This is a genomic window from Tuberibacillus calidus DSM 17572, assembly GCF_000430685.1.
In the GTDB taxonomy this organism is placed as follows: Bacteria; Bacillota; Bacilli; order Bacillales; family Sporolactobacillaceae; genus Tuberibacillus; species Tuberibacillus calidus.
Genome location: NZ_AUMM01000038.1, coordinates 20,934 through 33,172 on the forward strand (window position 1 = coordinate 20,934; position 12,239 = coordinate 33,172).

Sequence of the window (12,239 nt, forward strand, 5' to 3'; positions counted from 1 at the left end):
GTGGGAGTACGAAAATGACTGGGATAAATAATGAAGGTCATCTCGCGGAATGGATGGATAAAATGGATCATTACGCACCGGAAGTGTTAGAGGCATATAAACGACTCAACGAGTTAGTCCTAAGGAACGGGGCCCTGTCACGTAAGGAAAAAGAATGCATTCTAGTTGGGATTAATGCTGCGAGACGCTATGAAAAAAGCATGCTATACCATACAAAGTGCGCCATTGATGTTGGTGCAAGCCTTGATGAACTGGCAGAGATTCTTTCTGTTTGTATCCTCTCACGGGGCTTACCCGCTTGGTTAGAGGGTATGAAGGCTTTGGCTTATGCAGCGAAATATATAGATGAAACTAGAGCGCCGAAAGTTTTAAGCAAACATAATGGTCAAAAACCAAATCGGTATAGTTTTGAAAGTTTAGATGATTGTATCCATTACTATGACAACATGTTCGGAACACTCCCCCAATGGGCAAAAGTTCTACTAGATTATTCTCCCGACACATTACTGCATTATACGAATCTAAGAAATGCCAATTTGAGTGATGGCAGAGTATCTCGAAAGCTAAAGGAACTTGTATTAGTCGGAATCAATACAGCTGAGCGTTATCCGGAAGGTGTTAGAATTCATACAGAAGGCGCTAGATCTTGTGGGGCTACAGAAATGGAAATTGCAGAGTGCCATCTAACGGCCGTGTTGACAGCCGGAATACCGGCTTGGTTTGAGGGGGCACAATTTTTAAGGAATGAGTAATGGCCTTTGTATAAGGGGGTGAATACAAAAAATGGATACGGGTTTAGCGTATTTTAAAAAAGTTTATGATGAAGTGCCTGGATGGGTTCAAAAGATGCATGATTTCAGTCCGGAGGTTTTAAGCCATTATACCAGAATACGCAGCGAAATTATGAAAGATGGAGCCCTGACACGTAAGGAAAAAGATGTGTTAATTGCCAGCATGAATGCAGCCCGGTTGTACCCGCGTAGCATGCTTTACCACACAAAGGGTGCTGTTGACAATGGCATAACTATACCGGAATTAGTGGAGTATTTTTTGGTAGCCTATCTTTATAAAGGCATTGAGTCACTGAAACTATCAATAAAAGCTTTAGCATATGCATTAGAACTAAAGGGTAAGTGCTATGAATCTAAAACAACAGAAGTTGTCACATTGGATGACATTTTTCATATCATTATTCAATATATGGACAACGAAGATACAAGTTTTGTAAGAGAGGTATTTCAAAACATCCAAACAGGTGATAGAGAGAGAATCGAAAGAAAGATTCTTGAAGATGGAAATGTATCATCACGATTAAAGTACCTCAATATGGTGGGTAACTTTATTACTGAATTAAACGGAAAAGGTGCTAGCTCCTGGATTAAAAAGGCAAGGAACTTTGGCGCATCCGAAGCTGACCTAGCCGATGTGGGGTATATTTGCATTCTAACGGCAGGTATTCCTGCTTGGTTTGAAATCAGCGATTCATTATAATTTAGAGGGTACTCCTATAAATGGGGACCTTCTTTTTTTGTATCACAAACAGCAAGTCTCAAAACGTTATAACCTTGATATCAACCATTGGTGTTTAAGTTTTAACGTTGTATCTGAAATGCGATGCTGACAATTGGCAGTGAGAAAATACCGAAAATCCATACCACTTAGAAATTCACCCCTGTTTGAGGCTCACAAGTTTTGTAGATAGGGGTTTTGGAAATTTGGGTTTATAATAATAACCGAGATAAAGAGTCAATATCATACATAATAGTGTAACAGGTGGTTATCACCAAATCCGTTTTACTGAAAGGAAGTTTATCGTTGTCTGCAAAAGTCATGCATCAAGAGATTACCCCAGCCAATGACCCATGGGAAGCGTATATGGATGTTGAAGAACATGGGGGTTTAACTTTATCCAATGTGGAGTTTACAACAACAACACTCTGTAACATGCGCTGTGCCCATTGTGCGGTCGGGTATACATTAAGCGATCGCGATCCGGAATCATTGCCGTTATCCTTGATTCTTCGTCGTTTAGATGAGGTGCCCCATCTTCGCGCGTTGAGTATTACTGGCGGAGAACCCATGATGTCTAAGAAATCCATCAGGGAGATGGTCTTGCCGCTCCTTCAATATGCTCATTCCCGCGGAGTGAAAACGCAGCTTAATTCCAATTTAACATTACCGTACGACCGATACGAGATGGTCATTCCTTATCTGGACGTCCTGCATATTTCCCATAACTGGGGAACCGTCGATGAGTTTGTGGAGACCGGGTTTGCGCGAATGGAGCGAACATTATCGGTTGAACATCGGAAAAATTATTTTAAACGAATGATTGAAAATGCCAAAAGGTTGTCAAGTGACGGTGTCATGGTTTCGGCGGAAACGATGTTAAATAAACGGACTTTCCCATACTTGGAACATATTCATGATGAGGTTGTCGAAATGGGCTGTGCCCGTCACGAAATTCATCCAATGTATCCGGTTGATTTTGCCAGTCACCTTGAGACGCTGACTTTAACGGAAATCAGAGAGGCGATTACCCGCTTGCTGAACCACCGGAATCAAGATATCTGGATGTTGTTCGGCACATTGCCTTTTTATCCGTGCAGTTCTTCGCAGGAAGATTTAGATTTGCTGAAGCGCTTATACAACGAAAAAAACGTGACGGTGAGAAACGATCCAGACGGCCGTTCGCGCTTGAACGTCAATGTTTTTACGGGTGAAATTATTGTCACCGATTTTGGTGACGAGCCTTCCTTGGGGAACATTCAGGATACTTCGCTCCCCGATGCTTTTTCGCGCTGGCTTTCGACAAAAACAGCGAAGCAATTAAACTGCCATTGTCCCGCTGTAAAGTGCCTGGGACCAAATATCCTCGTAAAAAATACATATTATAAGGACGTTGATTTCCAGCAAAGAAAAGCACAGATCAGTTTGAATAGGTGAGTCCAGTATCAGAAATTGACTCTTGGTAATGCCTGAGCCCAAACATAATGATTGGGCTCACTTTTTTTAATAAACTGAGTCAGAATATGGAAACCTGAGTCTAAAAATGTAAAAAATGGAGCGTATGCGCAATTTGAAGGCAGAACGGGCACAAAAATGCTCAAAAACAGCATTTATGCGCATTTTCCGGCATGAAGAGTTACGAAAATGAGCAAGCACTCCATAATCTGGAAAAACTGCAGTTAAATATGTAAAAAACTGGAGTGTATGCACAATTTGAAGGTAGAACGAGCACAAAAATGCTCAAAAACCGCATTTATGCTCAATTTTGGGCAGAGAGAGCCACAAAAATGAGCACACGCCCCATAATTTGGAAGAATCAAAACTGCCTAACGCGTCGTGAAACAACACCAATAGATCGTGCCGGTCGTGGACGCAGCTCTAACACGCCTAAAAATAGGTGAAGACGGACTTGCGCGAGTTTTCCGTGGTGACAAAGGGATAAAAACTCGCACAAGCCGATTTTTTACGAGTTTTAAAGGGCTAGATGTACTAAAAGCTTGCGCAACGGTAAACACGTGGTTTAACTCTGGAAAACACACTACGAATGTCCGTTTTTTCTCAAATCAATTTGCCCTCATATGGTTTATAGTATAATAAGGATAATTTAAAAGGGACATTGGAAAGGGGCGCCGGGATTGGAACTTCATCCCGGAAATGAATAATGGAACGAGGGAGTGCTAGCCGATGGGGCAAGTTGGTAGAAATGATCCGTGTCCGTGCGGGAGCGGAAAGAAATATAAGAAATGCTGCGGAAAAAATAATGTGGTAAATATTGACCAGTTGCTTGAGCGGGAAATCCTTGCCCAACAAGACAAAATAATCGATTTTGCACTTATAAATTATGGACAGGAAATAACAGAAATCATCTCTGTTTATTTGGAAGAAATGGATATCCCTGAAGAGGTGGAGGAGTTATTCACCTTTTTAATGGACCGTTGGATCATTTTTGATGTGCCCATCGATTCCGAAAATAAGATTATCGATGTGTATATAAAAGAATCATTAAAATCCATTAAACGGCCGAAATTAAAAGAGATTATTTTATCTTGGAACCGCGGCAGACCGATTATTGGGGAATTGATAAGTAAGAAAGGTGAGTTTTTTCTTTTAGCAGATATTATTTCTGACCAAACTTTTAAGGTGAAAGTACTGGATGATTCGCCTCATCAACCTGAAACGGGAACGATTATCATTGGTATTATCGTGCCGATTGGTAGTGATGAATTTACTTTCTTTACAACCTTTATTGATGTACCAGAGGAATTGAGTTTCTCATTTGTGCAGGATGTCCGAGAGTTTTACCATTCTGATCGGTCCGCCGATTCCCCTGAAAAATTTTTATCCGATAAATTTCCAGCATTGCTTGGGTTTGCTTTTCTAGAAAGGGAAATTACGGCGGAGACGATGATTTGGGAAAGTTATCACCAGCAGTTAGTGGCTGAAATCTTCCAAAAGGGAATGGAACAACTTGGACATGATCATGTTTTTATTGAAATGGGTTTAATGTTGTGGCAGCGATATTGTGAATATGAAGAGCCGATAATAAATAAACCATCAGTTTATGCAGCAGCCCTTCATTATTTAGTTGATCATTTTGCGTTCGGCGATATGACTCAAAAGGAATTGGCGGGAATGTATCAGGTTTCCGCAAGTGGGCTTTCACAAAAATATCGTCATATAAAAGAGGTTCTGGAAGAAGAACTTGAAATGATCAGGAATGAGGTTGAAAAAATAATTGCCGGCAATTTAGTTGATGAAGATGGTGTGGAAACGATACCTTTTCCCAGACTTGAAATGGAACGCCATTTGTTAGAAATTACGCGGGACATTGAAGGAAAAGAATTTGATTCCATTGAGGATATCAATGCCTACCTCAATCAACCGAACCGAAAGAAGCGGAAAACGGCCGCTGATAAAGAGAAAGCTCAAGATATCATCTTTGATGCGTACAATGCCAAAGGAAAAAGGCGTAAGGAACTTTTGAAGAAGGCCTTAAAACTGGATCCGAATCATCCTGATATTTATAACATCATGGGGGATGATGCGACATCGCTTAAGGAGGCTAACGCCTTTTACCGGGAAGGTGTTGTGCGCGGCGAAAAGCAATTGGGACAAGCCTATTTTAAAGAAAATATGGGCCATTTCTGGGGAATTATCGAAACGCGCCCGTTCATGCGTGCCAAGTTTAACTACGGCCAAACCTTAGAGGCATTGGGGAAATTAAAAGAGGCCATTGTTCAATACGAAGAACTGCTTGCTTTAGATGAAATGGACCATCAAGCCGTCCGGTATCTTCTTTTTGCGGCTTATGTGAAAGACGGAAAGTTGAGCCAGGCAGAACGCTTGTTGAAAAAATATCCGGAAGAACACAACGCCCACGGTCTTTTTAACCGCTGCTTGCTGGAAGGTTTAAAAAACGGTAAAACCGAACGTTATAAGAAACTCATGGACAAAGCGAAGAAACAAAATCCATTCGTGATGGATTATTTAACACAAAAGCGCAGCCTTCCCAAGCTTATGCCCGAGACATATATCCTTGGTGACAAAAGCGAGGCGATCATCTATGCTGACCTATGCGGTGAACTCTGGCAGAAAAGCGGTTTGTTATAGGGCAGTGTGAGGGAAAGGCGTATCGGGCTCATCGGAAAAAACACGGATTCTAAAAAGCCACCCATGTTAGATAAAAGAGCCTATACACTTTTTGTTCGTACCATCGTTTTTTCCTTTTACTAGTAAGAAAAGATATCATTCTTTAGGCCAGTCATAAGGCTACAAAGATTCTGATGATGGGCACAAAATCTTGCGCTGATAAGAAAGTTTTTCATTTGTCTGGCCAGCATGAGCGTAACAAAGGCTCTACAATCACCTAAAAGGCTAGCAGAGTCTAGTAAAAGTAATTCTAACAATCTGGTTCAGAATAAGAAGAATCAAGGTTCGAAGTGTAAAAAACTGGAGCGTCTGCGCGATTTTATGGCTGAATCGGTATGAAAATGAGCAGAAACCGCATTTATGCGCATTTTTCAGTAGTGAGAGTTGAGAAAATGAGCATACGCCCCATAATTTGGAAGAAAGCTAGCTAAATATGTAAAAAACTGGAGCGTCTGCGCAATTTAATGAGGGCCGAGCCAAGAAAATGAACAAAAGTGGCGTTTATGCTCAAATTCAGTAGTGAGAAGTCGCGAAAATGAGCATACGCTCCATAATATGGAAGAAATTCAACTAAATATGTAAAAAACTGGATCGTATGCGCGATTTGAAGGCGGAACGAGCAAGAAAATGAGCAAAAACCGTATTTATGTGCATTTTTCAGTAGTGAGAGTTGAGAAAATGAGCATACGCCCCATAATCTGGAAGAACCAAAACTACTTAACGTGTCATGTAACAACGCCAAAAGCTCGCGCAATGGTAGGGAACGCAGCTTAAACTCTTTAAAACAAGGTGAATATCGGATTTGCCCGAGTTCTCCGGGATGAAAGGCGACCAAAGGTCCGCGCAAGCCCAATTACCGCAAATTTTTAAGAGCCTGAGGAACCAAAACCTCGCGCGACACAAACCAAAAAAGGGGACAAATCCATTTTGGACTGTCCCTTTTGTTCGTGCCATGACTAATTACAACATTTCTTTAAATTGCTTCACAACATTGTCTACCGCAAATCCAAATTTTTCAATGACTTGATCACCAGGGCCAGAGCAGCCGAATTCGTCGATGCTCATTATTTTGCCGAAAGCTCCGGCGTATTCCCGCCAACCAAGCCTGGAACCCATTTCAAGGACTAAACGTTTGGTTATTTTTCTAGGCAAAACACGTTCTTTATAGGTTTCGCTTTGTTTTTCAAACAGCTCCCAAGACGGCATGCTAATAACGGATACATAGATATTTTCCTTTTCAAGAACCTTTTGAGCCTTTATGGCTAGATGAACCTCGGAACCAGTGGCAATGAGTAAACCAACAGGATCTCCTGCAGCCTCTGATAATACATAGGCCCCACGCGAAACGCCTTCTCTAGCTTTTTCTTTTGTCCCTTCAAGGGTCGGAAGGGTCTGGCGGCCAAGAATCAGGAGGGTAGGTCCGTCTTGATTTTTCATGGCAACGGCCCAGGCTGCGGATGTTTCATTTCCATCAGCAGGTCGAAGGACGGTAACATTTGGCATAGCTCGAAATGATGCCAAATGCTCGATCGGTTGGTGGGTCGGTCCGTCTTGGCCGACAGCGACACTATCATGGGTAAATACATAAATGACGGGTAATTTCATTAACGCCGATAATCTTAAAGCTGGTCTGAGATAGTCTGAGAATACCAAAAAAGTACTCACAAACGGCCGGAGATGATGCAAGGCAAGCCCATTGGCAATAGCAGCCATGGCAAATTCCCGGACACCAAAACGGATATTCCGGCCAGAGTAAGTTTGCGCTTGAAAATCATCAAAATCCTTTAATCTTGTGCGCGTGGAAGCATCTAAATCGGCGGAGCCGCCAATTAACTCTGTAAAAGAATGGGCGAGAATATTCAGGGCTTGACTTGAAGCGACTCTAGTGGCTAATTGATCGGTCAAATCATAATTTGGAAGTTGAGCTTCCCAATTCAGTGGGAAGTCCCCATTTAGGATTCGAGTGAATTCCGTATAAAGTTCTGGGTAGCTTTGTTTATATCTTGTTAAAAGGTTGTTCCAGTCCGCTTCTCTTTTTTCTCCTTCCGATTGTATGGATGCAAAGTCTTGATAGACAGCTTCAGGGATATAAAAAGGTTCATCATAATGCCAGTTGTAATTCTGTTTTGCCCGTTTTAATTCCTCAGGACCAAGGGGGTCACTATGGGCTTTGTGGGTTCCTTCTACCGAAGGGGCACCATAACCAATGGTTGTTTTAATTTCAATGAGAGATGGGCGGGTTAAGTCCGATTGCGCCAGGTGGATCGCCGCTTTTATTTCGTCTAAGTCATTTCCATCGCTGACAGAAATCACTTGCCACCCATATGATTCAAAACGTTTTTTCGTATCATCCGAATAAGCGAGCGAGAGATTCCCATCCAGGCTGACATTGTTGGAGTCATAAAGAACAATTAAGCGGCCGAGTTTCAAATGGCCGGCGAGTGACGCGGCTTCACTAGACACCCCTTCCATTAAATCCCCATCACCGCAAATGGTGTAAGTCAAATGATCAACGATAGGAAATCCTTCACGGTTAAATTTTTCAGCGAAATATCGTTCGGCCATTGCCATGCCGACGGCTGTCGGAATGCCCTGACCTAAGGGGCCAGTTGTGGCTTCTACTCTGGGAGTTACCCCGTATTCTGGATGACCAGGTGTTTTACTGCCTAATTGACGGAAATTTTTTAGATCATCTAAAGATACATCATAACCGGATAGATGCAGTAACGCATATAAAAGCATCGAGCCGTGTCCTGCCGATAAAACAAAACGGTCGCGATTAAACCAGGAAGGGTGCTTTGGGTTTTGTTTTAAGAAATATTTCCATAAAACATATGCCATCGGTGCAGCTCCGAGCGGCATACCGGGGTGCCCATGTTGAGCTTTTTCGATACTATCGATCGTTAAGGTTCGAATGGTATTTATGGAAAGCGTTGAAATCGGTTGTATCATAGTGTCCTCCTCTGAAGCGTTTTTTGCACACGGTTTTCTAAGATTTATTTTAAAAGTGACGAAAGGAGTGTAAAGGCTTACATTTTGCACAAGAAATACGGCAATTTTTAGTCTAAAAAAAATCAACGCCATTCATTAGTGTAAAATTGCCGCATTTGCTGTGAAGGAAGTCAAACTTTACGAATCTTCCCCATACTATAAAATAGGGGGTGAAAGGAGGGTGTAAAGCAAACGGTGGACAATAGATGTGCTCAGATTCTCAACATCATCCGTGAACGAGACGCACCGATTACAGTCAAAGAACTCGCCGAAACTTTCAAAGTCAGCCAACGGACGATTCGTTATGACTTGAACAAGATTGACTCCTTTCTTCAAGACTGTCATTTACCACAACTTCAAAGAAAGCCAAATTCGGGCGTCCAGATTGTACTCAGCCACGCAGAACAAATGCATTTAAGCAGAAAATTGCTAGGAATGGGAACGTATCATTATACCTTGTCCCCGGAGGAAAGAAGACGATTTATTCTTATCGAATTGATTGCGAGTAAAGGTTATGTCACGATTCAATCATTAGCAGAGAAATTAAGTGTATCAAGAAGTACAGTCATAACAGACTTAAGAGAGTTAAGGCATCGCATAAAGGAACATGGCGTGACCATTGAGTCAAAGACCAAGGAAGGTATACGGATTGTTGGAGAAGAAAAGAAGCTGAGAAAAATACTTATGGATTTCATTTTTCAATACGTTGATACAAAAATCATTGTACGTGAAATCCAAGAACATCTGTTTAAAGATGACGAGCTCGGGTTGGAAATGGAATTTCGGAATTTGTTAGCCGATATGGATTTGCATTTTATCGAAAAATGCCTACAGGTCGCAGAACAGGAACTGAACGTCCAGTTTTCAGATGATGCTTATTCCGGAATCATTCTTCATATTGCCATGGCCTTAAAGCGAATTCAACTGGGCCATGATATAGTCATTCCAAAAGAGGAACTGAAAATGCTCGCTTCAACGAAAGAATTTTCAACCGTCTCCGGTTTGGCGCAAATGTTAGAAGAGCATTTTCATTTAACCATACCTATTGATGAAATCGGTTACATGACGATGCACATGCTTGGGGCCAGTAATTTTAAAAATAATAAAGAAGATAGCCCGCTTGAATATCAAATCATCGTCCAGGCTATGGTCGGTACGATGAGCGGTTTAACAGGTGTGAATCTTTCCCGTGATCCCGTCTTGATTCAAGGATTAGAGGATCATATAGGGCCCGTCATTCATAGACTTCAACACGAGTTGCACGTCAAAAATCCTTTGTTAAAGGAAATTGAGACGAACTATCAGGATCTTTTTCATCAGACGAAAATGGCTGTTCGCCACTTAGAGATTTTTACAAGATCGAAAATGCCACCGGATGAAATCGGCTTTATTGCCCTGCATTTTGCTGCGGCCCTTGAACGTCTTCAAACAAGGGAAAATTCTCATACCGTCAAAGACGTTCTCATTGTTTGCGGGACGGGGATAGGAACGGCGGAAATTCTTTCGGCAAAACTAAAAAAACTTTTTAAGGTTAATATTGTCGATTGCATTTCTTCCCATCATTTGGAATCCTCCATACGCCATCATCATGTGGAACTGATTATTTCAACGATTAAATTACCCCATTTATCTATACCGGCTGTTGTCGTCAATCCACTTTTAAATGAGCAAGATATTTTAAAGCTGAGTCCGTACCTTGAAAGGCGGACCATTCAAGAACATGGTGATCTTCAAACCATTATAAAAATCATAGAAGAGAATTGTAGAATCATAAATCGCGGCAGATTAGAGAAGGAGTTAATCGCCCTTTTAGATAACCAAAAGAAAGAAGTGGAAGAGGAACTCATGTTGAAAGATTTGCTTACCGAAGATGTGATTGAAGTTCAGGTTGAAGTCCATGATTGGGAAGAAGCCGTTCGCTATGGCGGGAATTTGCTTGTCAACACAGGTGCAGCTAAGGAGTCTTATGTCAGCGCCATGATTGAGTCTGTGAAAACCATTGGCCCTTATATTGTCATTGCACCAGGGATTGCGATGCCTCACGCCCGTCCGGAAGCTGGCGCATTAAAAACGGGATTTAGTTTAATCACGCTAAAGGAACCTGTTTGTTTCGGGAATAAGGAAAATGATCCTGTTTATATTGTTGCATGTATTTGTTCAACGGACCACACGAGTCATGTAAAGGCTCTTTCTGAGTTAGTGAATTTATTCGGTAATGACGAAAACATTCATGCGATTCGTGAAGCGAGTTCCGTTCATTCGATTTTGCAACTTATACAGTGAGGGGTATGTCTTATGCTCAAAATATTTACGGTTTGCCCCCAAGGGCTTGGGAGCAGCATGATCGCCAAAATTCACATTCAGAATGTCTTGGATGAATTAGGCGTTGACTATATGGTGGAAACAGCCGGTGTGGCATCCATCATTGGTGAAAGTTTTGATTTTATTGTAACGGTCGAGGAATTACGAGATTCGTTAGAAAATGTTGATCCGAAAAAGATTATCACCATAAATAATTTCTTTAAAAAAGATGAAATTGCAGAAAAGATCAAGGAAAGGTTAGTTGAAATGAACATTATTGGGAGGGAAAAATGATGATTGTGATCAAATTTATTGTCTTCCAAATTCTCTCCGTACCAGCCATCTTACTCGGCTTAGTGGCGATGATCGGTTTAATGTTACAAAAAAGGCCTGCGACAAATGTTATCTCCGGGACGATTAAGACGATTATCGGTGTTTTAATTATATCCGGCGGCGCAGGCATTTTAACAGGTTCCCTAAGCCCTTTTGGCACTATTATTAATCATGGTCTAAACGTAAAAGGGATTGTGCCAACGAACGAAGCGGTTTTGCCATTTGCCCTAAAGAATTTTGGTTCAATGGGTGCCTTGATCATGGTGGGTGGCTTTTTAATCAATGTCTTACTCGCTAAATTTACAAGGTTCAAGTTTATTTATTTAACCGGTCATATTATGCTTTATGTCTCATTATTTGTCACAGCCGTTTATGAATCCGTTGCCGGTTTGCAAGGGTTCTGGCTTTTCCTTGTCGGTGCCGTAACCATGGGACTTTATTTTACGTTCATGCCAGCACTCCTTTATCCTTATGCTCAAAAAATTACTAAAGGAGAAAAATTCAGTGTGGGCCATACCGGAGACATCGGTTATTGGTTTTCGGGTTGGATTGGGAAGTATGTCGGTAACCCAGAGAAAAGTGCCGAAAACTTTAAACTTCCAAAATGGCTGAATTTCTTCAGGGATTCCACAACGAGCATGGCGGTCACGATGGTCCCGATTTACTTAGGGACTACTGAACAACCTACATTTTGATCAAAAGCTTACCACTCGCAGTTTGTGACATGAAAATACCTGACGAATGATCAAGTGAAAAAAGGAAAAAAAAGTATCCCGAAGGATCTTTTCAAGGTTCATAACCAGAAACTGCAGGGCAATGACGGTTTCACTTGTCTGTCGAAGGCGTGCTCGAATAAGACCAAGCCCATATGTACGCTTGCCCTCGCCAAATTTGCCTTCGACGGCGTTCCGATCCAAGGCGTCCTGGTATTCTATTCGTTTTTGGGCGCTGTCTTC

The 12,239-nt window shown here is 41.7% G+C and carries 9 protein-coding genes; 7 read left to right on the forward strand and 2 right to left on the reverse strand.

Going from position 1 to position 12,239, the window contains the following annotated elements; all coding sequences use genetic code 11:
- The first annotated feature begins 14 nt into the window (after positions 1 to 14).
- From H532_RS19595 to H532_RS19600, 4 genes are all read left to right on the forward strand, one after another.
- Entirely contained in the window at positions 15 to 752 is a 738-nt protein-coding gene (locus H532_RS19595; RefSeq protein WP_051263259.1) for a carboxymuconolactone decarboxylase family protein, read from the forward strand.
- Positions 753 to 783: 31 nt separating this feature from the next.
- The gene (locus H532_RS0110240; protein ID WP_027725412.1) at positions 784 to 1,491 is read left to right on the forward strand and encodes a carboxymuconolactone decarboxylase family protein; all 708 of its coding nucleotides are present in this window, start codon (positions 784 to 786) and stop codon (positions 1,489 to 1,491) included.
- Positions 1,492 to 1,830: 339 nt separating this feature from the next.
- Entirely contained in the window at positions 1,831 to 2,946 is a 1,116-nt protein-coding gene (gene yfkAB, locus H532_RS0110245) for a radical SAM/CxCxxxxC motif protein YfkAB (RefSeq protein WP_038112140.1), read from the forward strand.
- A gap of 747 nt (positions 2,947 to 3,693) precedes the next feature.
- The gene (locus tag H532_RS19600) at positions 3,694 to 5,619 is read left to right on the forward strand and encodes an SEC-C metal-binding domain-containing protein (protein WP_051263260.1); all 1,926 of its coding nucleotides are present in this window, start codon (positions 3,694 to 3,696) and stop codon (positions 5,617 to 5,619) included.
- Between the two features lie 999 nt (positions 5,620 to 6,618).
- Here the strand turns inward: H532_RS19600 and tkt are convergent.
- A complete protein-coding gene (tkt, locus tag H532_RS0110255; protein WP_027725414.1) occupies positions 6,619 to 8,610 on the reverse strand; it encodes a transketolase in 1,992 nt (663 codons plus the stop codon).
- A 234-nt stretch (positions 8,611 to 8,844) separates the two neighbouring features.
- Here tkt and H532_RS0110260 point away from each other — a divergent pair, with 234 nt between their 5' ends.
- Genes H532_RS0110260 through H532_RS18525 form a run of 3 tightly spaced genes read left to right on the forward strand, consistent with a single transcriptional unit; the run spans position 8,845 to position 11,978 of the window.
- Positions 8,845 to 10,932: a BglG family transcription antiterminator gene (locus H532_RS0110260; protein ID WP_027725415.1), complete on the forward strand. Its 2,088-nt coding sequence runs from the start codon at positions 8,845 to 8,847 to the stop codon at positions 10,930 to 10,932.
- A 12-nt stretch (positions 10,933 to 10,944) separates the two neighbouring features.
- The gene (locus tag H532_RS0110265) at positions 10,945 to 11,244 is read left to right on the forward strand and encodes a PTS sugar transporter subunit IIB (RefSeq protein WP_027725416.1); all 300 of its coding nucleotides are present in this window, start codon (positions 10,945 to 10,947) and stop codon (positions 11,242 to 11,244) included.
- Positions 11,244 to 11,978, forward strand: a complete 735-nt coding sequence (locus H532_RS18525) for a PTS transporter subunit IIC (RefSeq protein ID WP_051263261.1) — start codon at positions 11,244 to 11,246, stop codon at positions 11,976 to 11,978. Before H532_RS0110265 ends, H532_RS18525 begins: the two co-directional genes overlap by 1 nt.
- Here the strand turns inward: H532_RS18525 and H532_RS18530 are convergent.
- The coding region (locus H532_RS18530) for a transposase (RefSeq protein ID WP_027725417.1) at positions 11,979 to 12,239 on the reverse strand (261 nt) is incomplete at its 5' end.